The 23,502-nt window shown below is 69.9% G+C and carries 17 protein-coding genes; 6 read left to right on the top strand and 11 right to left on the bottom strand.

Annotation, left to right across the window (positions count from 1 at the left end; translation table 11 throughout):
• The first annotated feature begins 131 nt into the window (after window positions 1-131).
• Window positions 132-2,306: a 3-hydroxyacyl-CoA dehydrogenase NAD-binding domain-containing protein gene (locus tag OG729_RS05530; protein WP_405804647.1), complete on the top strand. Its 2,175-nt coding sequence runs from the start codon at window positions 132-134 to the stop codon at window positions 2,304-2,306.
• A gap of 35 nt (window positions 2,307-2,341) precedes the next feature.
• Here the strand turns inward: OG729_RS05530 and OG729_RS05525 are convergent, their stop codons facing one another.
• From OG729_RS05525 to sph, 4 genes are all read right to left on the bottom strand, one after another.
• Window positions 2,342-3,100, bottom strand: coding sequence for a MerR family transcriptional regulator (locus OG729_RS05525; RefSeq protein ID WP_405804646.1), 759 nt, complete (start codon window positions 3,098-3,100; stop codon window positions 2,342-2,344).
• Between the two features lie 232 nt (window positions 3,101-3,332).
• Window positions 3,333-4,394 carry a S1 family peptidase gene (locus OG729_RS05520; RefSeq protein ID WP_360866097.1) on the bottom strand — a complete coding sequence of 354 codons (1,062 nt, stop codon included), beginning with the start codon at window positions 4,392-4,394 and terminating at the stop codon, window positions 3,333-3,335.
• A gap of 147 nt (window positions 4,395-4,541) precedes the next feature.
• Entirely contained in the window at window positions 4,542-5,477 is a 936-nt protein-coding gene (locus OG729_RS05515) for a cation diffusion facilitator family transporter (protein ID WP_360866095.1), read from the bottom strand.
• A 78-nt stretch (window positions 5,478-5,555) separates the two neighbouring features.
• Entirely contained in the window at window positions 5,556-6,545 is a 990-nt protein-coding gene (gene sph / locus OG729_RS05510) for a sphingomyelin phosphodiesterase (RefSeq protein ID WP_405804645.1), read from the bottom strand.
• 171 nt (window positions 6,546-6,716) lie between these two features.
• Here sph and OG729_RS05505 point away from each other — a divergent pair, with 171 nt between their 5' ends.
• Both OG729_RS05505 and OG729_RS05500 read left to right on the top strand, forming a co-directional pair.
• The gene (locus OG729_RS05505) at window positions 6,717-7,211 is read left to right on the top strand and encodes a hypothetical protein (protein WP_405804643.1); all 495 of its coding nucleotides are present in this window, start codon (window positions 6,717-6,719) and stop codon (window positions 7,209-7,211) included.
• A gap of 50 nt (window positions 7,212-7,261) precedes the next feature.
• Entirely contained in the window at window positions 7,262-8,125 is an 864-nt protein-coding gene (locus tag OG729_RS05500; RefSeq protein WP_405811060.1) for an oxygenase MpaB family protein, read from the top strand.
• A gap of 58 nt (window positions 8,126-8,183) precedes the next feature.
• Here OG729_RS05500 and OG729_RS05495 read toward each other — a convergent pair whose 3' ends face one another.
• The 4 genes from OG729_RS05495 to OG729_RS05480 form a co-directional block, all read right to left on the bottom strand.
• The gene (locus OG729_RS05495) at window positions 8,184-9,584 is read right to left on the bottom strand and encodes a GH1 family beta-glucosidase (RefSeq protein ID WP_405804641.1); all 1,401 of its coding nucleotides are present in this window, start codon (window positions 9,582-9,584) and stop codon (window positions 8,184-8,186) included.
• A 45-nt stretch (window positions 9,585-9,629) separates the two neighbouring features.
• Entirely contained in the window at window positions 9,630-10,535 is a 906-nt protein-coding gene (locus tag OG729_RS05490; protein ID WP_405804640.1) for a carbohydrate ABC transporter permease, read from the bottom strand.
• Window positions 10,532-11,488 carry a carbohydrate ABC transporter permease gene (locus OG729_RS05485; protein ID WP_405804639.1) on the bottom strand — a complete coding sequence of 319 codons (957 nt, stop codon included), beginning with the start codon at window positions 11,486-11,488 and terminating at the stop codon, window positions 10,532-10,534. Before OG729_RS05485 ends, OG729_RS05490 begins: the two co-directional genes overlap by 4 nt.
• A gap of 251 nt (window positions 11,489-11,739) precedes the next feature.
• A complete protein-coding gene (locus OG729_RS05480; protein WP_405804637.1) occupies window positions 11,740-13,044 on the bottom strand; it encodes an extracellular solute-binding protein in 1,305 nt (434 codons plus the stop codon).
• A 248-nt stretch (window positions 13,045-13,292) separates the two neighbouring features.
• Between OG729_RS05480 and OG729_RS05475 the strand changes: the two genes are divergently transcribed.
• Window positions 13,293-16,076, top strand: coding sequence for a glycosyl hydrolase (locus OG729_RS05475; protein ID WP_405804635.1), 2,784 nt, complete (start codon window positions 13,293-13,295; stop codon window positions 16,074-16,076).
• Between the two features lie 46 nt (window positions 16,077-16,122).
• Here OG729_RS05475 and OG729_RS05470 read toward each other — a convergent pair whose 3' ends face one another.
• Both OG729_RS05470 and OG729_RS05465 read right to left on the bottom strand, forming a co-directional pair.
• Window positions 16,123-17,163, bottom strand: a complete 1,041-nt coding sequence (locus OG729_RS05470) for a LacI family DNA-binding transcriptional regulator (RefSeq protein WP_360866068.1) — start codon at window positions 17,161-17,163, stop codon at window positions 16,123-16,125.
• A gap of 269 nt (window positions 17,164-17,432) precedes the next feature.
• The gene (locus OG729_RS05465) at window positions 17,433-18,938 is read right to left on the bottom strand and encodes a M1 family metallopeptidase (protein WP_405804633.1); all 1,506 of its coding nucleotides are present in this window, start codon (window positions 18,936-18,938) and stop codon (window positions 17,433-17,435) included.
• Between the two features lie 189 nt (window positions 18,939-19,127).
• On the opposite strand from OG729_RS05465, the gene OG729_RS05460 reads away from it, so the two are divergent.
• A complete protein-coding gene (locus OG729_RS05460; RefSeq protein WP_405804632.1) occupies window positions 19,128-21,131 on the top strand; it encodes a Xaa-Pro dipeptidyl-peptidase in 2,004 nt (667 codons plus the stop codon).
• Window positions 21,131-22,408, top strand: coding sequence for a M14 family metallocarboxypeptidase (locus OG729_RS05455; protein WP_405811059.1), 1,278 nt, complete (start codon window positions 21,131-21,133; stop codon window positions 22,406-22,408). The genes OG729_RS05460 and OG729_RS05455 overlap by 1 nt, the downstream gene beginning before the upstream one ends.
• 75 nt (window positions 22,409-22,483) lie before the next feature.
• Here the strand turns inward: OG729_RS05455 and OG729_RS05450 are convergent, their stop codons facing one another.
• Window positions 22,484-23,437 (bottom strand): FAD-dependent oxidoreductase, encoded by a 954-nt coding sequence (locus OG729_RS05450; RefSeq protein WP_405804631.1) that lies wholly within the window; start codon window positions 23,435-23,437, stop codon window positions 22,484-22,486.
• Window positions 23,438-23,502: the final 65 nt, after the last annotated feature.

The raw sequence follows: 23,502 nt of genomic DNA, 5'->3' as shown, positions 1-23,502 counted from the left end.
ACCCCCGGGGCACGCACATCCGAGGTGCGCGAGCCCGTCGGCCGAAGCGCAGCCGCGCGGACGCGCGTGCCCGACCGTCGGCGCCCGACAGGTCCGCCCGCGCGCTCACCACACTCCAGGAGACTTCGCACATGACCGAGAGCACCACCATCCGCTGGGAGCAGGACGACACCGGCGTCGTCACCCTCGTCCTCGACGACCCCAACCAGTCCGCCAACACGATGAACCAGGCCTTCAAGGACTCCATCGCGGCGATCGCCGAGCGCGCGGAGGCCGAGCAGGACTCCATCCGCGGCATCATCTTCACCTCCGCCAAGAAGACCTTCTTCGCGGGTGGCGACCTCAAGGACATGATCAAGGTCGGTCCCGAGAACGCCCAGCAGGTCTTCGACACCGGCATGGACATCAAGCGCGCGCTGCGCACCATCGAGACCCTGGGCAAGCCCGTCGTCGCGGCGATCAACGGCGCGGCACTGGGCGGCGGTTACGAGATCGCCCTCGCCTGTCACCACCGCATCGCCCTCGACGCGCCCGGCTCAAGGATCGGCCTGCCCGAGGTCACCCTCGGGCTGCTGCCGGCGGGCGGCGGCGTCACCCGCACCGTACGGCTGATGGGCATCGCGGACGCGCTGCTGAAGGTCCTTCTGCAGGGCACGCAGTACGCGCCGCAGCGCGCCCTGGAGAACGGCCTGGTCCATGAGGTGGCCGCCACCACCGACGAGATGCTCGCCAAGGCGCGCGCCTTCATCGACGCCCACCCCGAGTCCCAGCAGCCCTGGGACGTCAAGGGCTACAAGATCCCCGGCGGCACGCCTTCCAACCCGCGCTTCGCCGCCAACCTTCCTGCCTTCCCCGCGAATCTGAAGAAGCAGACCGCGGGCGCCCCCTATCCCGCCCCGCGCAACATCCTCGCGGCGGCCGTCGAGGGCTCCCAGGTGGACTTCGAGACGGCGCAGACCATCGAGGCCCGGTACTTCACCGAGCTGGTCACCGGCCGGATCGCCAAGAACATGATCCAGGCGTTCTTCTTCGACCTGCAGGCCGTCAACTCCGGCGCCAACCGGCCGGCGGGCATCGAGCAGCGAGAGGTCCGCAAGGTCGCCGTCCTCGGCGCCGGGATGATGGGCGCGGGCATCGCGTACTCCTGTGCCCGGGCCGGCATCGACGTCGTACTCAAGGACGTGTCCCAGGAGGCCGCCGACAAGGGCAAGGCGTACTCCGCGAAGCTGCTCGACAAGGCCCTGAGCCGGGGCCGTACCACCGAGGCCAAGCGCGAGGCACTGCTGGCGCGCATCACGCCGACCTCCGACCCCGCCGATCTCGCGGGCTGCGACGCCGTGATCGAGGCGGTCTTCGAGGACACCGCGCTCAAGCACAAGGTGTTCGAGGAGATCCAGGACATCGTCGAGCCGGACGCGCTGCTCTGCTCCAACACCTCGACCCTGCCCATCACGGTGCTTGCCGAAGGCGTGTCGCGGCCGGACGACTTCATCGGGCTGCACTTCTTCTCGCCCGTCGACAAGATGCCCCTGGTCGAGATCATCAAGGGGGAGCGCACCGGCGACGAGGCGCTGGCCCGCGCCTTCGACCTGGTTCGCCGGATCAACAAGACCCCGATCGTCGTCAACGACTCGCGTGGCTTCTTCACCTCGCGTGTCATCGGCCAGTTCATCAACGAAGGCGTGGCGATGGTCGGCGAGGGCGTTGACCCCGTGTCGGTCGAGCAGGCCGCGGCGCAGGCCGGCTACCCGGCCAAGGTGCTCTCGCTGATGGACGAGCTGACGCTCACCCTGCCGCGGAAGATCCGCAATGAGACGAGGCGCGCGGTCGAGGAGGCGGGCGGCAGCTGGGCCGGGCACCCGGCCGACACGGTGATCGACCGGATGGTCGACGAGTTCGGACGCACCGGCCGCAGCGGCGGGGCGGGCTTCTACGACTACGGCGACGACGGCAGGCGGACCGGGCTGTGGCCGGGGCTGCGCGAGCACTTCGCGAAGCAGGACGTGGACGTCCCGTTCACCGACATGGTGGAGCGGATGCTCTTCTCCGAGGCGCTGGACTCGGTCCGCTGCCTGGAGGAGAACGTGCTGACCTCGGTCGCCGACGCCAACATCGGCTCCATCATGGGCATCGGCTTCCCGGCCTGGACGGGCGGCGTGCTCCAGTACATCAACGGCTACGAGGGCGGTCTTTCCGGCTTCGTGGCACGCGCGCGGGAGCTCGCCGAGCGGTACGGCGAGCGCTTTGAGCCGCCGGCGCTGCTGGTCGGCAAGGCGGAGCGCGGCGAGGTCTTCGCGGACGCATGACGGTGTGACCGCGGGCCGCGCTCGGCTTCGAGGCCTCAGCCCTTCAGGCTCTGGCTCTCCTGGCCGAACGCGGCCCGCAGCTCTTCCTTGAGTGAGCGCTGGAAGGCCGTCACCAGCGCCTGCACCACCATCGGCTGCATATGGGCGGACAGCGACTTCATCGCCGCCACCTGCTCCGGGTCCGACTCCCGCTCGCGGTACGGGTCCCAGACCTCGTCCCGGAACAGCCGGGTGAGCTCGTGGGCAGCCGAGCGGGTGTGCTCCAGCAGGACAGTGCGGGCCGCGAGGATCGTCTCGTGGGCGATCGGCACATCGAGGAGCTGCACACCGAGCCGCAGCAGTCCGGGGTCGAGCCGGTACCCGCCCTCGTGTCCGTCTGCGGTGGCAGCGCGCTCCAGGACGCCCATCGCCGCGAGCCGGTCGATGTCCCCTTCGGTGAGCGCCCGGCCGGCGCGGCGTTCCAGTTCCGAGCGGGTCGCCTCCTCGGCCGAGTCCGGCGCCCAGGAGGCCACCAGCGCACGGTGGATCGCGAGGTCGTGCGCGCTCAGATCCTGGGGCAGCTGCTCCAGATAGCGCTCGATCGCGGCGAGCGTCATGCCCTGGAACTGGAGCTCCTCGATGAGGGCGAGGCGGGAGAGATGACTCGGGCCGTAGTGACCGACGCGGCGCGGTCCGATGGCCGGGGGCGGCAGCAGCCCGCGCGTGCTGTAGAAGCGGATGGTGCGCACGGTGACCCCGGCACGCGCGGCCAGCTCGTCGACGGTGAGCGTCGGCTCCTCGGTCTCGGTCGCCATCTGTGCGCCTCGCTTCCCGTGCCCCGTTCCTGATCGTCGTGCAGTGCAACAGTATTGCTGTCTCACCACTGTTGTGAAAGCGTCCGTGGCGACCTTCGTGGCGACCTTCGTGGCGACCTTCGGGGCGACCTTCGGGTGGCCCACAAGGGGGCGCCGCACGGCTTGAACAGCCGACGAGGGCGTCCCCACCTGTGTGGGCACGCCCTCGTCGCCGCGTCGTGCGCAGCCCGGATCAGTACACGGCCACGCCGTACGCGCTGAGCGCTTCCCGCACCGGCTGGAAGATCGCCGTGCCACTGGTGCCCCTGCAGCCGGAGCTGCCCGAGTGGATGCCCAGGGCGGTGGAACCGGCGAAGTGCGCGCCGCCGCTGTCGCCGCCTGCCGAGCAGACCGTGGTGCGGACCATGCCGTAGACCGGGCCGTCGCCGTAGTTCACGGTGACGTTCACCGCGGTGACGGTGCCACTGGTCACCCTGGTCGTGGAGCCGCTCTTCTTGATGGCCTGGCCGACGATCGGGTCGGCGGCGGAGGTGATGTCCTGGTAGGTGCCGTTGTACAGGTTGACGACCCCGGCGGGCTGGGGGCCGACTCTGTACCGGACGATGCCGTAGTCGTTGGTCGGGAAGCTGGTGCCCACCCGGCCCCCGATGGACGGGCCGCCTGGCGTCGCGTACCAGGTGGCGGCCAGGTTGGTGCAGTGACCGGCCGTCAGGAAGTAGCGGTTCGTGCCCTTCGAGACATTGAAGGCCGCCGAGCAGCGGTAGCCACCGCCGTAGATCGCGTCGCCGCCGACCACTTCCCTCGCGAAGACTCCGGGCACGCGCTTGATCGTTACCGCGTCGCCGAGACCGGCGGCCACGTTCTGCAGCTGCGTCATGGAGGACGCGGAGACCGACTGGTCGGCCTCGATCACGACCTGGTTGACCCGGGGGTCGATGCCCCACGAGGTGCCGGTGATCTTCGCCTGGGCTTCGAGCGTGCTCATGGCGGATTCGAGCTGTGCCGTGCTGTGTTCGACGAGTTGGGCGCGTGCGCCCTCGGCCCGCACCTCGTCGGCTGCGGCGGCGTCGGTGACGGTGACCACCAGTTCGCCCGTCGTGGCGTCGAGATACGAACCGGCGCTCCGGTCGCCGAGGCTGTGTTCGATCGTCTTGTCGAGGCTGTACTGCGTCGGCGATGCCGTGACACCCGGCACCGGATCCGGTACGGCCCCGGCGGTGCCGGAGCCCAGGCCGACGGCGGGCAGGGCAAGGATGACGGAAAGGAAGATGCGCGCGCGGAGCGTGCGTCTCATAGGGGCTTCTCCTTCGTACGAATCCGCAGTGGACTTCCGAGAAGCAGTCTCAAACGGACAAGTACGAAATGCGGCCTTGAATATGCCAAATCCCTGCCATGCACACCAGGGCAGGAGAACGCCGAACGACCCACCCGTTCGGGGGAGTCAGGGATGGACCTGGACGGTGGCCGCGGTCAGCCGCCGGACGCCGCGCAGCAGCGCGTGCTCGGCCGCGAGGGCAACCGCATGCGCCTGCACCACCGTCAGCGCGGGGTCGACGATGATCGAGGTCTCGGCGCGCAGATCGTGCCCGAGCCAGCGCATTCGTACGTTCCCCACGGCGCGTACGCCCTCGACACGGGAGAGCGCGTACTCCGCCTCGTCGACCAGCGCCGGGTCCACCGCGTCCATCAGCCGGTGCCAGATCTCGCGCGTCGCGGCGCGCAGCACCAGCGTGATCGCCGCCGTGATCGCGAGCCCGATCAGCGGATCGGCCCACCGCCATCCGAGTGCAGCTCCGCCCGCGCCCACCAGTACGGCCAGTGAGGTGAAGCCGTCACTCCGGGCGTGCAGTCCGTCGGCCACCAGCGCGGCCGATCCGATTCTGCGGCCGGTACGGATCCGGGCCCTTGCCACCCACTCGTTTCCGGTGAAACCCACCAGACCGGCTGCGGCGACCGCCGTCAGATGGCTGACGTCCTGCGGCTCGAACAGCCTGCGCAGCGCCTCGTACCCGGCGAAGACCGCGGACGCGGCGATCACCAGCACCACGAAGACGCCCGCCAGATCCTCCGCCCGGCCGAAGCCGTAGGTATAGCGGCGGGTCGCTGCCCGCCGGCCGAGGACGAAGGCGAGCGCGAGCGGCAGCGCGGTGAGCGCGTCGGCGGCGTTGTGGACGGTGTCGCCGAGCAGTGCCACCGAGCCCGAGGCGGCCGCGATAACCGCCTGCACGGCGGTCGTGGCCGCGAGCACGCCGAAGGAGAACCACAGCGTCCGCAACCCCTGCGCAGATCCTTCGAGCGCGGCGTCGATACGGACGTGGGTGTGGTCGTGGGTGTGGTGCTGGTGGTGGTGACCATGGACGTGCCCGTGACCCGTCATGGCCACCACCGTGGCACACCGAATCCCTTGCAGCCACTACCGAAGAGCGGCCCCTGACCAGCTGCGAAGGGCTTGCGACTACTGCCCGGACGCGATCAGCGGATAGTGGTCGGAGAGGTTGGTGTACGTGTACTTGGTGCCCCAGCTGGAGACCGTCCAGGGCGCGCTCTGCTCCTTGATCACCTCATTCGTCCAGCCCGCCGGCTTCGCGTGCCCGGAGCGGTGCAGGACGTAGTCGAGGTCCTCGCGCGGGTCGTTCGGATAGCGATAGGAGGCGATCGAGTTCTCCTTCGTGTCGAAGGAGTACGGGTGTCCGGTGCGGGCATCGGCTCCCACGAGGCCGGCGTCGGCGAGCATCGTCGCGTACTCAGGCGTCCGCGAGTCGACATTGAAGTCGCCCGCGACCAGGACCTGTTCGGACGCCGGGATGTTCTTGGCGTCGAGGAAGGCGTCGATCGCCTTGAACTGGCGGCTGCGCATCTGCGCGGCCTCCCCAGCGCCGCAGCCGGGGTCGGTCGACTGCGCGTGCGTGCCGACCATATGGACCTTCGCGCCGTTCACGTTCAACACGGCATAGACAAAGCCCTTGTTGGACCACCAGTCCGCGCCGCAGGCGTCCTTGTAGACGTACTGCTCCTTCCGCAGGATCGGCCATTTGCTGAGCAGTGCGACCCCGCCGTCCTCGGGGGTGGTGGCCGAGTACGAACCGCCCGTGGCGTCCCAGCCGTCCTTGCTCCGCCCCATCACCGGGGTCTGGTACGGGTACTGGGCGGCGGCCTTCTGCTTCAGTGCGTCCGACGAGGAGTTGTCGAAGGCCTCCTGGACCACGACGACGTCGTTGCCCTGGAAGAACGAGGTCGCGGGGATCGTCGCGGCCCGGTGGTCCTGGCCCCAGTTGGGGTACAGCGTCTTGCTGAAGAGGAAGGTGTTGTACGTCAATACCTTCAGCGACGGCGTCGCGGCCTCCGGGGTGGCGGAGGCGGCCGGAGCGGTCCCGGTGAGGACGGCTGCGGCGAGCGCGGTGGACAGGGCTGCGCCAGGGATGCGGCGGAGCGCGGAGTGCGGCACAAAGTCTCCCGAGTGAGGTGGGGGGTACGACCGGCGACGCACATCAAATCAGCAGCAGTTACCACCTGGTAATGACCAGGAGTCCACTTTCTTTCCACAGCCGCACGATCACACCAACTCCTGTGTGCCGCGGGCCGGTTCCTCATTCGGACGGCCGGGTAGGTCCCCACCATGAACGATCACCTGATACCGATGGACATCGGCCCGCTCAATCCCAGCGGATACGGACTACTTGTCGGGTTCCTGGCGTTCGCTCTTGCCTTCGCCGTGCTGTCGCGGCGGGTGCTGCCGCGCGCGGAGCGCATCCTTCGGGAGCGCGACGAAAAGATTCACGGAGTCGCCGAGCATGCCGAGCAGCTGCGTGTACAGGCGAAGGAGGTCCGGGCCGACTACGAGGCCGCGCTCGCCGCGGCCCGCCACGACGCCGCGCGCACCCGCCAGCGGGCGCACGAGGAGGGCATGGCGCTGATCGTGGCAGCCCGCGCGGAAGGGCTGCGCGAGCGCCAGCGGATCGTGGCCGCCGGAGCCGCGGCCATCGAGGCGGAACGGGCCGCGGCGGAGGAGGAGTTGCGGGCCGACGCGGACGCCTGGGCCGCAGCGCTGGCCGAACGGATCCTCGGTGAGCCGCTCGGCGCCTGGGCGGACGGCGCCCACAGCTCCGACTGAGGCACCCCACCGAGGGTCCGCCGCGGGTAGGACAAAGTGGACGTACACTGATCGCTGTGACCAGGACCGCGGCAGACCCCGCGCCGCCACCTCCCGGTGGTGTGCTGTGGACGCTCGTCGGTGACATCCGAGGGCTGCTGATGCTCCCCGCCGCCCTCACCCTGCAGGTCGCCCACCCCGCGGTCGGCGCGGGCGTCGACGAGCACTCCGTCTTCCGCACCGACCCGTGGGGCCGCGGAGAACGCTCCCTGCGCTCGCTCCAGCTCTGGGTGTACGGCGGCGACGCGGCGGCCGACGAAGGGCGCCGGCTGCGCGAACTCCACCGGGGCATCCACGGCATCGACGCCCATGGCCGCCGGTACCGCGCGCTCGACCCCGACTGCTACGCCTGGGTCCACGCCACCGGCTTCCCCGTCTACCGGCACGCCCTGCGCTATCTGGTGCGCCCGCTGACCGACGCGCAGGAACGGCAGCTGTACGCCGAGTGGCTCCAGGTCGGCAGGGTCCTCGGTATCCAGGACCGGGACATGCCCCTCAGTGTCGAGGAGTTCTGGCCGTACTACCGCATGATGCTCGCCGACGAGGTGGAGAAGACGGTCGTCGTTCGCGAACTGACCGCCGCCGACCGGCCGCTGCCGCCGCCGGACTTCGGGCCGCCGCCCGTCTCACTCCTGCTCAAGGCGGTGTGGCCGGTGCTGCTGCCGCCCTTCGCCCGCTTCCGCAGGTTCATCACCGTCGGGCTGCTGCCGCCCGATGCGCGTGATGCGATCGGCCTGGAGTGGACGGACGCGCAGGAGCGCGCGCTGTGCAGATTCGCCCGGGTCGTTCGGGTCGTGGTTCCCGTACTTCCCGAGCGACTGCGCTACCTCCCCATGGCGCGCGAGGCGCGGCGGGCCGCCCGGCTCAACCGGTAGCGACCGCCCGGCTCAACCGGTAGCGGCCGCCCACCGCAACCCCAGGCGGCCTCCCGGCTCAGCCGCCCAGACCGCCCCGTGCGATGACGTCCGCGTACCAGCGGGCGCTGTCCTTGACCGTGCGGCGCTGCGTCGCGAAGTCGACATGGACGATGCCGAACCGCTTGCTGTAGCCGTACGCCCATTCGAAGTTGTCCAGCAGCGACCAGAGGAAGTAGCCGCGGACATCCGCGCCGTCGGCGATCGCCCGGTGCACCGCGGTGAGATGCGCCCGCAGATAGTCCACCCGCTCGGGGTCGTGGACATCGCCGGACGGGTCGGCGTAGTCGTCGTACGCGGCACCGTTCTCGGTGATCACCAGCGGCACGCCCGGCAGATCGTCGCGCAGCCGGGTCAGCAGTTCGTACAGCCCGTCGGCGTCGACCGGCCAGTCCATCGCGGTGCGCGGTCCCGGCGCGGGCAGGAAGCGCACATGCTCCTCCGCCCCGGCCCACGGAGACGGCGCAGCCGACGAGCCGGCGCCCACGACGGTGGGGGAGTAGTAGTTGATGCCCAGCGAGTCGATCGGCGTGGAGGTGACCTCCAGATCTCCGTCCTGGACGAAGGACCAGTCGGTCACCGCAGCCGTGTCGCGGACCAGATCCTCCGGCAGCCGGCCGTGGAAGACCGGCTCCAGGAAGATCCGGTTCCCGACGGCGTCGATCCGGCGCGCCGCGTCCACGTCCGCCTCGGAGTTGGTGAGCGGACGCACCGCGTGCAGATTGAGCGTGAGCGAGATCTCCGAGGCATGGGGCAGGGCGGCGTGCAGCAGCTGCGCTGCCCAGCCGTGCGCCAGATTGAAGTGATGAGCCGCGCGCAGCGATGCGCTCGCGCTGGTACGGCCCGGGGCGTGCACCCCGGAGCCGTAGCCGAGAAACGCCGCGCACCACGGCTCGTTCAGGGTGGTCCAGGTCGCCACCCGGTCCCCCAGGGCTTCCGCCATGATCCCGGCGTAGTCGCCGAACCGCTGCGCTGTCTCGCGCTGGGGCCAGCCGCCCGCGTCCTCCAGTTCCTGCGGAAGGTCCCAGTGGTAGAGCGTGGCGACCGGCCGGATGTCCGCCGCAAGGAGCTCGTCGGTGAGCCGGCGGTAGAAGTCGAGGCCCTTTTGCACGGCGGGACCGCGCCCGGTCGGCTGGACCCGCGGCCAGGCGATGGAGAACCGGTAGTCGGTGACGCCGAGCTGCTTCATCAGCGCGACGTCCTCGTGCATCCGGTGGTAGTGGTCCGCGGCTATGTCGCCGGTGTCACCGTTGCGGACCTTGCCCGGCGTGCGGCTGAAGGTGTCCCAGATGGACGGCGTGCGGCCGTCCTCCTTGGCCGCGCCCTCGATCTGGTACGCGGCGGTGGCGGTGCCCCAGCGGAAACCGGCCGGGAAACGAAGCTCCGTCGTCGTCTCGGGGCCTGCGTCGACAGCGGTCATGAGAAAAGAACTCCCAGAAAGTGAGATGGACCTGCGGGGGAGAGATCAGCCCTTGACGGCGCCCTGCATGATGCCGCCGACGATCTGCCGGCCGAGCAGTCCGAAGACGATCAGTACGGGGAGAGTGCCTAGCAGCGTGCCGGCCATGATCACGGACTGGTCGTGGACATAGCCGCCGCCCAGCTGACGCAGCGCGACCTGCACGGTCGGTTCCTGTGACGAGAGCGCGACGATCGGCCAGAAGAAGTCGTTCCACGCGGCCATGAAGGTCAGCATGCCGAGCACCGCCATACCGGGCCGGGCGATGGGCACCACGATCGACCAGAAGATCCGCGCGGTCGACGCGCCGTCCACCCTGGCCGCCTCGATCAGCTCGTCGGGCAGCGACTGGACCAGGTACTGCCGCATGAAGAACACGCCGAAGGCCGACACAAGACCCGGCAGGATCACGGCCTGCAGCTGGTTCACCCACTGCAGTTCGGCAATCAGCATGAACAGTGGGATCACGCCGAGCTGTGGCGGGATCATCATCGTGCCCACCGTGACAGCCAGCAGCGCCCCGCGGCCGCGGAAGCGCAGTTTGGCGAAGGCGAAACCGGCGAGCGTGCAGCACAGCACTGTGCCGACGGTGATCGATCCGGAGACGATGAAGGAGTTGAGGAGGGCCTTGCCGATGTCGGCCTCCTCCATCACCGCCCCGAAGTTGTGGATCAGATTCGACCCGGGCAGCAGCGTCGGCGGCACCTTCGCCAGATCGGCGTTGGAGCGGCTGGCGGCGACGATCGTCCAGTAGAACGGGAACGCCGAAATCAGCACGGCGAGGATCAGCAGTGCGTACGCGAGTCTGCCGCCTTGCATCGTGCGCCCGGCCCGGCTTCTCCTGGGGCGCGACGGCGTGGGCGGTGCGCCCGCGACGGGCGGCTCGGTCGGCGGGGCGGCGAGCGCGGTCATCGGCCGGCCTCCTTGCGGGAACGGCGGCGCGCGATCAGGGCGTTGACCCCGACCAGCACCAGGATCAGCAGGAACATCACCCAGGCGATGGCGGCGGCCCGGCCCAGATGGAAGAAGCCCCAGCCCTGCTCGTACATATAGAGGCCGAGCGTCTGGTACTGGTGCGAGATACCGCCGGAGATGGACCCCTCGAACAGCAGCGGTTCGCCGAAGAGCTGAGTGGCGCCGATCGTCGAGACGACGACCGTGAACAGGATGGTGGGACGCAGCCCCGGCAGCGTCACATGGATGAACTGCCGCCAGCGCGAGGCCCCGTCCATCTCGGCGGCCTCGTACAGCTCGCTCGGGATGGACTGCATGCCCGCCAGATAGATCAGTGCGTTGTAGCCGGTCCAGCGCCAGATGACGATGGTCGAGACGGCGATCTGCGAACTGACTGTGCCCGCCTGCCAGTCGACCGGATCGAAGCCGACCAGACCCAGGACGTAGTTGATGAGACCGAAGTCGCGGCCGAAGAGCTGGGCGAAGACCAGTGTCGCGGCGGCGACGGAGGTCGCGTACGGCAGCAGCATCGCCGTACGCAGAAAAGTCCGGCCGCGCAGCCGGTAGTTGAGCAGATGGGCCAGGCCCAGCGCCATTATCAGCTGGGGGACGGTGGACAGCACCCCGATGGTGAAGGTGTTGCGCAGCGCGGTCCAGAAGATCTCGTCGCCGAAGAGCGCGGTGTAGTTGCCAAGGCCCCGCCACTCCATCTCGCCGGGCGTCTGCAGCTCGACCCGGTAGAGCGAGACGAACGCCGTGTAGATCAGCGGGAAGAGCCCGAAGGCGGCGAAGAGCGTGAAGAACGGGGCGATATAGGCGTACGGCGAGAGCGTGCGCCAGGTCCGGAGCGCGGCCGATGGCCGGGCCGCCGGCTGCGGGGCGACCGGCTTCGCGGTGGCGGTGAGGGTCACGGTGCGGCCCTTCAGGAGTCGTTGCAGGGGCTCCGCTCCCGGCGGCGCGAAGCTGCCGCCCCGCCGGGAGCGTGGGGTTGCCCGCACCCCCCACTCAAGGCGGGCGGGTGGGGCAGAAATGGAAGCCGGAGGCCGGTCCGGCCGGGTGTCGAGGACCGGCCTCCGGAGCCGTGCGGCCCTGGAGATGCGAACGGCTTGGGGCGGCGGCGAGAAGCAGCCGCCGGGCGCCCGCACCTCCCGGCGCCGCCGCGTCAGCCGGTCGCGTTCGCCACGTTCTTCTTCGCGGTCGACCAGGCCTTGTCGGGTGAGGTGCCCTTGCGCTCCACCTCGCTCAGCGCGTTGGTGATCTGGTCCGCGACGCTCTTGTCGTGCACGCCGAGAACCTGGATCGGAGCCGCCTTGGCCGCGTCGCCGAAGATCTGGCCGATCGGGGCGTTCGAGAAGTACGGGTCCTTGGCGGCCGCGACCTTGGCGATGGCGCCGGTCGACGAGGGGAAGTTGCCCTGCTTGGTGAAGAGCTTGGCTTGCTGCTCGGGGGCGGTGAGCCACTGGATCAGCTCGTACGCCTCCTTCTTGTGCTTGGCCGCACGCGGGATCGAGAGATACGAGCCGCCCCAGTTCCCCGCTCCCTCGGGCAGCTTGGCGACGTCCCACTTGCCCTTGCCCGCATCACCGGCCTGGCCCTTGATGTAGCCGAGCATCCAGGCGGGACAGGGCATGGTGGCGAAGGAACCGGCCGAGAACGCCTGGTTCCACTGCGGGGACCACTGGTCGAGCTTGGCGCTCAGACCCGCCCCGGCGGCCTTCGTGGAGGCGTCCCAGGCGGCCTTGATCGCGGGATTGTCCTCGTAGATCAGCTTCCCGGAGGCGTCGTAGTACCGCTCCTTCTGCTGGCCGACCATGATCGCGTAGAGGCTGCCGACGCTGTCCACCCAGGCACTCTTGGCGGGCGCCTTCTTCTTGTACTCCTCGCCGAGTGCGAGATAGCCGTCCCAGGTGGACCACTTGGCGGCCAGCTGGGTGCGGTCGGTGGGCAGGCCCGCCTGCTTGAAGAGGTCGGTGCGGTAGCACATGGCCTCCGGGCCGACGTCCGTGCCCAGGCCCAGGATCTGGCCGTCCTTGCCGGTGGCCGCAGCCCACTTGGCCTCGGCGAACTGGTCCTTGAGCTTGTCCGCGCCGTACTGCTTCAGGTCCTCGAACTTGTCGGCCTGCTGCTGGGTGACGGCGGCGATCCGGCCCACCTCGATGCCCTGCACATCGGCGAGGCCGCCGCCGCCCGCGAGCCGGGTCTGCAGCGACTTCCAGTAGTCCTGCTCGTCCTCGGTGTCGCTCTGCTTGATCTTGATGTTCGAGTGGAGCTTCTCGTACTCCGCGTAGAGCCCGGCCTCCTTGTAGCCGAAGGATCCGAAGAGGTCCACGGTGAGCGTGACCTTTCCGCCCGCGCTGTCGGACGTGCCGTCCGACGAACCGGATCCACAGGCGGCGAGCAGTGCCCCGGCGAGCGCGACCGCACCCAGGCGGACAGCGGCCCTCTTGGCGGCTCGGGCGATGGGCATGGGAAGCCTCCCTTGGCTTCGGTGGAGCGAGAGTGCTTGAGAGCGCTCTCAGATATGCGTCTGGAGCGTGCCCCGCAGGGGCTCATCCCGTCAAGACTCGAACACATAACGGCTTGGACTCGGGGGCAACTACTGCCGCTGTCCCACGTATTGACACGTGTGTTTCAGGAGTTTTACGTTCAACGGCATCTGAGAGCGCTCTCAGAGCCCCTTCCCGTCTTTCCCGCAATGACTTCGAGGTGCCGTCCATGCCAGCCCACCGCACCAGACCAGCTGCCGCGCTGATCCTGGTCACCGCCCTGGCCGCCATCGGCCTCGGCCCGGCCGCCACCGAGGCGGCGGCCGCCACCGTCCCCGTAGGGTCCGGCAGTTACTCCGACACCCGCCCCGCAGGGACGTCGGGCCCCACGACCAACACCGGCGCACCGGTCACCCCCAAGACCACCGCCGCCGCGAAGGACCGGCCCGTCCCCACCAACGACTGGTGGTCGTCCCTCGCCTTCCAGCGGTACGGCGACAACCCGTACTCCACCCCCATGTACGGCCACCCCCTCACCTACCAGGCAACGGCCGGCGGCCTCGAGGTCGGCTACCCGACGCCCCCCGCGATCGTCGGCGAGGGCCGCCAGTACGAGTACGCCCACAAGCGCGACCTCACCCTCGGCCTGACCGGGCTCAACTCCCCGGACACCAAGGCCGACGACTGGTCCGACTGGACCGTCACCCCCTACTGGTCGGACGGCACCCGCACGCTGCGCACCACCATCGGCCACGGCCTGCCCTTCGTGTACGCCAAGGGCTCCGGCGCGGCCGCCCAGATCACCACCGCCGCCGCGCCCGCCGTCTTCGCCGACCAGGGCAATGTCCTCGGCATCACCGTCGCGGGCCACCACTACGCGCTCTTCGCACCCAGCGGCAGCGACTGGACGGTCTCCGGCTCCACCATCACCGCGGGACTCGGCGCCAAGGACTACTTCTCACTCGCCGTGCTGCCCTCCACCGACGCGCTCGCGACGTACACGAAGTACGCGTACAGCTTCGTCACCGGCTCCAAGGCGACCTGGAGCTACAGCGGCGGAGCAGTCAGGGCGACCTACACCCTGACCACCGAGGCCAAGGAAGGCACCGAGCGCGGCACGCTCCAGGCGCTCTACCGCCACCAGTGGCTGCACACCGCCGACCCGCTCACCTCCTACACCTACGTCTCACCGCGCGGCACCATGAAGGTGCGCGAGGCGGTCTCCTTCACCACCAGCCAGAAGGCGTCCGCCGTGCTCCCCGGGCTGCCGAGGACGGACGCCGTCGACAAGGCCCGGCTGAAGGGCTACCTCGACCAGGTCGCGAACGACCCCGACCCCTTCTCCGGCTACACGGACACCTACTGGACCGGAAAGGCGCTCGGCCGGCTCGCCCAGCTGGTGCCGGTCGCCGACCAGATCGGTGAGAGTGCGACCCGCGACAAACTGCTCGGCCTGATCAAGGGCAAGCTCCAGGACTGGTTCACGGCGGGCGGCGCGAACGAGTTCTCGTACGACAAGGACTGGAAGACCCTCACCGGCTACCCGGCCTCGTACGGCAGCGACACCGAGCTCAACGACCACCACTTCCACTACAGTTACTACGTCTACGCGGCCGCGATCGTCGCCCAGTACGACCAGAACTGGGCCGCCGACTCCGCCTGGGGCGGGATGGTCAAGACCCTGGTGCGGGACACGGCCAACCCCAGCCGCACCGACACCGCCTTCCCCTTCCTGCGCGGCTTCGACGTCTACGCCGGCCACAGCTGGGCCTCCGGACACCAGGGCTTCGCCGCAGGCAACAACCAGGAGTCCTCGTCGGAGTCCATCAACCTCAGCGCGGGACTTGTGCTGTGGGGCTCGGCCACCGGCGACACCGCGCTGCGCGACCTCGGGACGTATCTGCTCGCCACCGAGTCCGAGGCGATCGCCCAGTACTGGTTCGACGCCGACCAGCAGGTCTTCCCGTCCTCCTTCGGCCATGACACGGCCGGCATGGTGTGGGGCAGCGGCGCCGCGTACGCGACCTGGTGGACCGCCAACCCCGAGGAGATCCACGGCATCAACGTCCTTCCGGTGACGGGTGGTTCACTCCACCTGGGCGGCCAGAAGGCCGCCATCGCCCGCAATATCGCCGAGATGGAACGGGAGAACGGCGGCCCGGCCGTCGAATGGCGCGACATCCTCTGGGAGTTCCAGTCGCTTACGGACCCGGCGGGCGCGAAGGCCAAGTGGGATGCGGGCAACGCGGGCTACACCCCCGAGCAGGGCGAGTCCAAGGCGCATACGTACCACTGGATCGGCACCCTCGACGCGCTCGGCGCCCCGGACGCGACGGTGACCGGTGACATCCCCACCTCCGCGGTGTTCGCCAAGGGCACGGTACGGACGTACGCCGCGCACAACTACGGCACCACCGCCCGCACGGTCACCTTCTCCGACGGCAAGACGCTCACCGTCCCCGCGCGCTCCACGGCGACCGGAACCGGCACCGGGGGAGGCGACCCGGACCCGGATCCCGATCCCGAGCCGCCGACGGGCAACACCTTCCAGCTCCGCACGGGAGGGGTGCTGACCACGGCGACGGGCGGTACGGCGGGCAGCGACACCATCGCCTCGGCGGGCGGCGCCAACTACGACGGCACTCCGCACCAGCCGCTCGTCTACGAGATCAAGCAGGTCAACGGCACGCTCACGCCGGGCGCGGCCACCGCCTTCCGACTCCAGCTGGATGCGGGCAGCACGGTCGGGCTCGGCCAGCAGGCCCGTATCAGCTACGACTTCACGGGTGACGGCACCTTCGACCGGACCGAGACCTATCAGTACTTCGCGACCGATCCGGTGGCGGGCTGGGAGGAGTACGCGCAGTCACGCGGCCTGAAGGCGGCGACCGGAAGTCTCGGCGACCTCAAGGGCGGCACCGTACGTCTGGAGGTGTGGAGCGCCATCGGCAACGGTACGTCCCGGCTCCAGACGGGCACGGACAAGTCCGTGCTGGTGATTCCCTTCGGATGATTCCCTGCGGATAGCCGGCACCCCACAGGGCGGCGGGCTTCGGACATCAGGCCGAGGCCCGTCGTACCAGTGTGGTCGGGGTGATCACCGAGGCGGGGGCGCCCGAGTCCGGCTCGTCATCGTTCAGCACGCGCATCAGCAGCCGGACCATCAACCGGCCCATTCCCTCTATGTCCTGACGGATCGTCGTCAGCGGTGGATCGGTCGACTCGACGACCGATGCCATGTCGTCGAAGCCGACCACCGCCACTTCGTGGGGCACGCGTCGCCCGCGCTCGCGCAGCGTCCGCAGTGCCCCCGAGGCCATCAGGTCGTTGGCGGCGAAGACGGCGTCCAGATCGGGGCGGCGGTCGAGCAGCTCGGCCATCGCGCGGGCGCCGCTCTCCGCCGTGAAGTCGCCCTGGCGTATCAGCTCGGGGTCGGCGTCCAGCAGGACGTCGCGGTAGCCGTCGATCCGGTCCGTCGCGGAGGTCTGGTCGCGCGGCCCCGCGATGTGCGCAATGCGCTCTCTGCCGAGCGAGACCAGATGCCGTACGGCCTCCCGGGCGCCGCCACGGTTGTCGCAGTCCACATAGGGGACGGCCAACTCGGCGGCGGCGCCGGGCCAGCCGGGGCGGCCGCCGAACACGGTCGGGACCTTGACCCGGCGGATGATGGCGGGCAGCTCGTCGTCGTTGTGCAGCGAGAAGGCCAGTGCGCCGTCGACATGGCCGCCGCCGAGATAGCGGGCGATCCGGTCGTGGTCGCCGGGCCCCTCCACCCACAGGAGCACCAGTTGGGAGTCGTACGCCGTCAGCTCGCGGCTGATGCCGCGCACCTGCTGCTCGAAGAACGGGTCCGAGAAGATCCTGAACTCCGGCTCGGCGATGATCACTGCGACCGCGCCGTTGCGGCGGGTGACCAGGGTGCGGGCCGCTTGGTTGGGTACGTATCCGAGCTCCTCGACCGCCCGGCGCACCTTGTCGACGAGGGGGGCGCGGACCCCGGCGCCGCCGTTGACGACCCGGGAGGCCGTGGCCCGGGAGACGCCCGCGCGGGCGGCGACGGCTTCCAGCGTGGGGCGGGACCCGGTGGTCTGCTCGGGCAAGGCGGGTGCTCCTCGTCTGGGTTCATTCAGCCGCGTCGGGCGTACAGGATATCCGGTCCCGACCAGCTGCTGAGAGCGCTCCCACCCCGGCCCGGCCAGGGGCTCGTCCCGGGGCCTGCACTGGACCTGCCCCGGACCTGCCCCGGACCTGCCCCGGACCTGCCCCGGACCTGCCCCGGACCGGGAGCGCCGCCGCCCCGGCCGGGGCGGCGGCGCCTCACGATCGCGCCTCGCGGCTGCGGCGCAGTGCTGCAGCTCAGTGCCGCGGCTCAGCGGTGGTCGTGCTCGTGCTCGTGAATCGTGTTCGTGGCGGCGATCTTCTGCCACGACTTCGGCCGGGAGTGCTTGCCGTCGGCCTTCGCGATCCTGGCGCCCGCCGCGGCCGGAGCGCCCGGCTTCGACGGCTGGTAGAGCCAGGTGTCCAAGAGCCCGGCGAGCGGCTTGCCGGAGACCTTCTCGGCGTACTTCACGAAGTCGCCGACCTTGGCGTTGCCATAGGCGTGCTCGGCCGGCCAGCCCTTGAGGATCGCGAAGAAGTCCTCGTCGCCGACCTCGCCCCGCAGCGCCTGGAGTGCCAGCGCACCCCGGTCGTAGATGGCGATGTCGAACTGCTTGTCCGGGCCCGGGTCGCCGGGCTTGACCGTCCAGAAGGCGTCATCGGCCGGGTGCTGGGCGTAGACCCAGTCCGCGAGCTCCTGCGCGGTGCCCTCGCCCTCCTTCTCGGACCAGAGCCACTGGCTGTAGCGGGCAAAGCCCTCGTTGACCCAGATGTCCTTCCAGCCGTCGACGGAGACGCTGTCGCCGTACCACTGGTGGGCCAGTTCATGGACGACCACGGAGACATTCGCGCCGTTCGCGAACTGCCGCGGGCTGTAGAACGGACGGGTCTGGGTCTCCAGCGCGTAGCCGCTCGTCACATTGGGGACATAGCCACCCAGAGCGTTGAAGGGGTACGGGCCGAAGACCCCGGTCAGCCACTCGGCGACCTCACCGGTCCGCTCGACGCTCGCCCGCGCCGCCCCCGCGTTGTCGCCGAGGTCCTTGCTGTACGCGTTGAGGATCGGCAGCCCGCCGGCCGTCTTGTCGGTGGTGATGTCGAACTTCCCGACGGCGAGCGTGGCGAGATACGACGCCTGCGGCTTGTTGGAGCGCCAGTTGTAGCGCGTCCAGCCCAGCCTCGAACTCTGCGACTGCAGGACACCGTTGCTGATCGCCTGGGTCCCGTCGGGCACCAGGACCGAGATGTCGTACGTCGCCTTGTCCAGCGGGTGGTCGTTGCTCGGGAACCACCACACGGCCGAGTCCGGCTCCTGGGCGGCGACTCCGCCGTCCGGAGTGCGGTGCCAGGCGGTGTACCCGCCGATGTTCAGCTCGGAGGGCTTGCCCGCGTAGCGGACGACCACCGAGACGGGCTTGCCCTTCTCCAGCGGCGTGGCGGGAGTGATGACCAGCTCCTGGTCACCCTCCTTCTTGAACTGCGCCTTCTTGTTGTTGACCCGCACCTCGTCGACGTCAAGACCGAAGTCGAGGTTGAAACGGCTCAGGTTCTGCGTGGCGGTGGCCAGGATCGTCGCCGTGCCTTCGAGCAGATCGGTGGCGGGCTGGTACTTCAGCCTCAGGTCGTAGTGGGATACGTCGTATCCGCCGTTTCCGCTGGCCGGGTAGTAGGTGTCGCCAATGCCCGGGGCGCCCGGCGAGGCGTCGGCGGCCGATGCCGGGATCGCCAGCAGCAGTGAGGCCGCGAGCGCGCTCGGGACGATGAGTCTGCGGTGCACGGATGCTCCAAGTCGTGGGGGTCGATGATCTCTTGAACCCTATTCAGGCCCGGCGCCCGCAGTCAGGAGCGCCGTTCGGCCTTTCATGTGATCGCCATTCGGCCGACATGAACCCGGGTATCCCTCTCGTCACTTTGATGCCCTGATTGCCCTCTGTTGCAGGGGAGTTGGCCGGAGTACCTTCCGCCCATGCCGAAACGCGCGCGGAGCTCCCGCTGGACGTGCAGATCGCTGGTGGTGGCGGCCTCGGCCGCCCTGATGGCCATGACCCTGTCCCCGACGAGCGCACAGAGTGTGCCCGTAGAGGAGAGCAAGCCCTTACGGGAGAGCAAGCCCGTCTACTCGTACGAGAACGCGATCCGCGAGTCCGTCTGGGTGGACACCCGTCTCGACGGCGACGGTGACGGAAGGACCGACCGCGTAGCCGTCGACATCGTCCGGCCGCGCGAGCCCGCCCAGCAGGGCCGCAAGATCCCCGTGATCATGGACGCCAGTCCGTACTACTCCTGCTGCGGGCGCGGCAACGAGAGCCAGAAGAAGACGTACGACGCGAACGGCAACGTTGTCCAGTTCCCGCTCTTCTACGACAACTTCTTCGTCCCGCGCGGCTATGCCTTCGTCGCGGTCGACCTGGCCGGAACCAATCGTTCCGACGGCTGTGTCGACGTTGGCGGCCGCTCCGACGTCCAGTCGGCCAAAGCCGTCGTCGACTGGCTGAACGGCCGCGCCCGCGGCTACACCACCCGCACCGGCGGCGAGCGCGCCCAGGCCGGCTGGACCAACGGCGACACCGGGATGATCGGCAAGAGCTACGACGGCACGATCGCCAACGGCGTCGCCGCCACCGGAGTCGAGGGGCTCAAGACGATCGTCCCGATCGCGGCCATCTCCTCCTGGTACGACTACTACTTCGCCAAGGGCGCCCCGCTGTACGACTCGGGACCCGAATGGCTCTCCGACTACGTCGAGAGCACCGAAGCCCGCGCCCGCTGCCAGGCCGTCCAGAAGAGGCTGGTGGACCAGGCCCCGCGCACCGGCGATCTGACCGGGCTGTGGAGCGAGCGCGACTATGTGCGCACCGCGGAGCGGGTCCGGGCCAGCGTCTTCGCCGTGCACGGCATGCAGGACCTCAACGTCCGCACCAAGCACTTCGGTCAGTGGTGGGACGCCCTCGCCGCGGGCGGCGTGGAGCGCAAGGTCTGGCTCTCCCAGACCGGACACGTCGATCCGTTCGACTTCCGCCGGACCGCATGGGTGCCGACCCTGCACCGCTGGTTCGACCACTACCTTCTCGGCTACGACAACGGCATCGAGCGTGAGCCGATGGCCGACATCGAGCGCGCCCCCGACCAGTGGTCCACCGACCGTGTCTGGCCGCCCCGGGCCACCACGACCACCAGCCTCCACCCGGACAAGGGCGCCGTGGCGGGCGTCGGCGCCCTCGGGCTGAAGCCGGCCGGCCCCGGCACGACCGAGACCTTCACCGACGACCGTACGCAGGACGAGACCGACTGGGCTGCGCAGATCGACAGTTCAACACCCGCGAAGGCGGGTTTCGTCACCAAGCCGCTGGGCCGCGAGCTGCGTCTGTCCGGCTCCTCCACGGTGACGGTCACCGCCACCCCCTCCACGACGAGCGCCCATCTCTCCGCGGTCCTCGTCGACCTCGGGCCCGACACCATCCGCGACTACGCGGCCGCCGGCGAAGGCATCGCCACGCTCACGGAGCGGACCTGCTGGGGAGCGGCCACGCAGGGCGACAGCCCCTGCTTCAAGGAGACCAAGGCGCGCACGGCCGCCGTCGGCTACACGGTCTTCAGCCGCGGGTGGGCCGATCTCGGCAACTACGCCTCCGATGCCAAGGGCCGCCCGCTGACCCCCGGTACGTCGTACACCATCACCCTCGATCTGCACGCGAGCGATCACATCGTCCCGGCCGGGCACCGGCTCGCCCTGATCGTCGCCGGTACGGACCGGGATCTGATCGAAGCGCCCGCAAGCACGCCGACGCTCACCCTCGATCTGGCCCGGACCTCGGCGAGGCTGCCGATCGTCGGTGGCGCCCCCGCCTTCGTACGTGCCACCGCCGGGTCCGCCGGGTCCGCCGCGTCCATCGCCCCGGGCGCCTCTCGACTCAGCGGTGTGGCCGAACCCCGTCCGATCCGACCGATCCCCTCAGGCGGCATCCGATGATGCTCCGTATCCGCGCTCTCGTCCTCACCGCCACGGCCGCGGCGCTCGCCGTGCCGCTCGTCACGGTGCCGGCCCAGGCGGCGCACGGCCTGCCGCGCACCGGCTTCGAGACCAGCAACGGCGCGCGCTGGACCAGTCAGCCCGAAGAGCAGTCGTTCCTCGCCGCCGTCGACCGAGGCAGCGACCGGGTCTCGGTCGGCCGGATCGGGACGACCAAGCAGGGGCGGCCGCTCCAGCTCGTACACATCGGCGCCGAGCACGCCGCCACCACGGTGCTGCTGGTCTGCACCCAGCACGGCGACGAGCCCTCGGGCCGCGATGCCTGTCTGACCACGATCCGGGATCTCGGGTACGCGAAGGACCGTGACACGCGCAGGCTGCTGTCCCGGACCAGGATCCTCGTCGTCCCCACCGCCAACCCGGACGGCCGGGCTGCCGACACCCGGACCAACTCCGACGGCGTGGACATCAACCGCGACCACATCGCGCTGCAGACGGCCGAGGCACGGGCGCTTGCCGCCGTCATCCGCGACCAACGACCGGACGTCATCTACGACTTGCACGAGTACGGTGCAACGCCGCCCTACTACGACAAGGACCTGTTCGACCTCTGGCCGCGCAATCTCAACACCGACGCCGCGATCCACCGGGAGTCGCAGACACTGTCCGCGGGCTATGTACGCCCGGCCGCGCACGACGGCGGCTACACCACGGGCACCTATGGAATCTGGACCGACCCGGTCACCGGCGACCCCATCAAACAGACCGCCGGCGACGGCCAGGAGCGCATCCTGCGCAATGCCTCGGGCGTCAAGAACGCGCTCGGTCTGCTCATCGAGAGCCGGGTCGACCCCCTGACGGACGAGGAGAAGGCCGACCCCGCGCTGAACAACCGACGCCGGGTGGACAGCCAACTCGCCGCGCTGGACGGCCTTTTGGCCTTCACCGACGAGCGGCGCGGCCGGATCGAGGCCGCGACGACCGCCGCCCGGCTGGCCGGGTTCAAGGACCGCGGCCCGGTCTATCTGGGTGGCGCCGACAACGAACCGGCGACGCCGGAGCAGACCCTGGAGGATCCACCCTGCGGTTACCGCCTCGACGCGGCGCAATACGCGGACGTCAAGGATGAACTGGCCCTGCACGGAGTCCGATCGAGGCCGGACGCGGACGGGGCGTTCGTACCCTTGCGGCAGTCCCAGCGCGAACTGATCCCGCTGCTGCTCGATGCCCGTGCCACGTACCACCTCACATCGGGGCAAGCGGTCACCGCCTGTTGAGGCCGGAGCCGTCCTCAGCCGCCGGACGGGCTCACCTGGAGCCCGTCCGGCGACTGGGGTCCGGAGCCGGGGAACCTAGCCGGCCAGGGCGGCCGCCGCCTGCGCGCAGCCCCAGGCGACCGTCACTCCCGCGCCGCCGTGGCCGTAGTTGTGGATCAGCAGCCCGCCGCCCGGCAGTGGCTCCGACTCGATCCGCACGCCGGCCGCCCTGACCGGACGCAGCCCGGCCCGGTGTCCGAGGATCCGCGCCTCCGCGATCTCCGGACGGATCGCCGCACAGCGCGCCACGATCTCCTCGGCCGTCGCCGGATTCGGCGCGAGCCGCCGGTCGCCCTCCTCCGCCGTGCCGCCCAGAATCAGCCGCCCGGGCTGCGGGAAGAAGTACGTCGTCTCGGCCGACGCCTGGTCGACCGCGGTGAACCACTCCTCGATCCCCGGGTTCTCCACCAGCACCAACTGCCCGCGAACCGGCACCAGCTGGTCGTCCGCGGCCAGCTCGCGCGCGCCAAGACCGGTGCAGTTGACCACGACCCGCGCCCGGTCCGCGGCCTCGGCGAAGGAACGGATCGTCCGGGTGTGCAGCGTGCCGCCCGCGGATTCGAGGCGCCGCCGCAGCCAGCCCAGATGTACGGGCATGTCGATCAGCGGGATCCGGGCCCAGAGCCCTGCCTTGTATCCCTCGGGCAGCTCATCCGCGCGGGCCGCGCGCAGTCCCTCGACCTGGTCGGCCCAGGGGCCGAGAGCGGACAGCCGTTCGCCGGCCTGGATACCCGGGACCAGGCGTACACCACTCTCGTCGGCGTTCTCGGCGAGCTGCTCGTACATCCGCAGTGAGGCGAGCGACCAGTCGCCGACCCGCTCCTTGGGCTCGATGCGGTACGGCCACCACAGGGCGCCCGCCACCGCGGACGTGGTGCCGTCCGCCGCGTCCCGCGTCCACAGCTGAACGTCACGGCCGCTTTCCGCCAGGACGATCGCAGTAGTCAGTCCGATGACTCCGCCGCCCACCACGATCACATCGCCGCTCATGGCGGGACCGTAGCTCATCGGCGTGTGCCACGCTCGGAACAGGTCACAGGTGGGAATACTCAGGA

The organism is Streptomyces sp. NBC_00210, assembly GCF_045160975.1.
Taxonomy (GTDB): domain Bacteria; phylum Actinomycetota; class Actinomycetes; order Streptomycetales; family Streptomycetaceae; genus Streptomyces.
The sequence above is the reverse complement of the archived record's forward strand: the minus strand, read 5'-3'. Positions and strand labels throughout refer to the sequence as shown.

Coding starts and splice junctions, on each gene's coding strand:
- OG729_RS05530 (WP_405804647.1), top strand. CDS start 132: ATGACCGAGAGCACCACCATCCGCTGGGAGCAGGACGACACCGGCGTC.
- OG729_RS05525 (WP_405804646.1), bottom strand. CDS start 3,100: ATGGCGACCGAGACCGAGGAGCCGACGCTCACCGTCGACGAGCTGGCC.
- OG729_RS05520 (WP_360866097.1), bottom strand. CDS start 4,394: ATGAGACGCACGCTCCGCGCGCGCATCTTCCTTTCCGTCATCCTTGCC.
- OG729_RS05515 (WP_360866095.1), bottom strand. CDS start 5,477: ATGACGGGTCACGGGCACGTCCATGGTCACCACCACCAGCACCACACC.
- OG729_RS05505 (WP_405804643.1), top strand. CDS start 6,717: ATGAACGATCACCTGATACCGATGGACATCGGCCCGCTCAATCCCAGC.
- OG729_RS05495 (WP_405804641.1), bottom strand. CDS start 9,584: ATGACCGCTGTCGACGCAGGCCCCGAGACGACGACGGAGCTTCGTTTC.
- OG729_RS05490 (WP_405804640.1), bottom strand. CDS start 10,535: ATGACCGCGCTCGCCGCCCCGCCGACCGAGCCGCCCGTCGCGGGCGCA.
- OG729_RS05480 (WP_405804637.1), bottom strand. CDS start 13,044: ATGCCCATCGCCCGAGCCGCCAAGAGGGCCGCTGTCCGCCTGGGTGCG.
- OG729_RS05475 (WP_405804635.1), top strand. CDS start 13,293: ATGCCAGCCCACCGCACCAGACCAGCTGCCGCGCTGATCCTGGTCACC.
- OG729_RS05460 (WP_405804632.1), top strand. CDS start 19,128: ATGCCGAAACGCGCGCGGAGCTCCCGCTGGACGTGCAGATCGCTGGTG.
- OG729_RS05455 (WP_405811059.1), top strand. CDS start 21,131: ATGCTCCGTATCCGCGCTCTCGTCCTCACCGCCACGGCCGCGGCGCTC.
- OG729_RS05450 (WP_405804631.1), bottom strand. CDS start 23,437: ATGAGCGGCGATGTGATCGTGGTGGGCGGCGGAGTCATCGGACTGACT.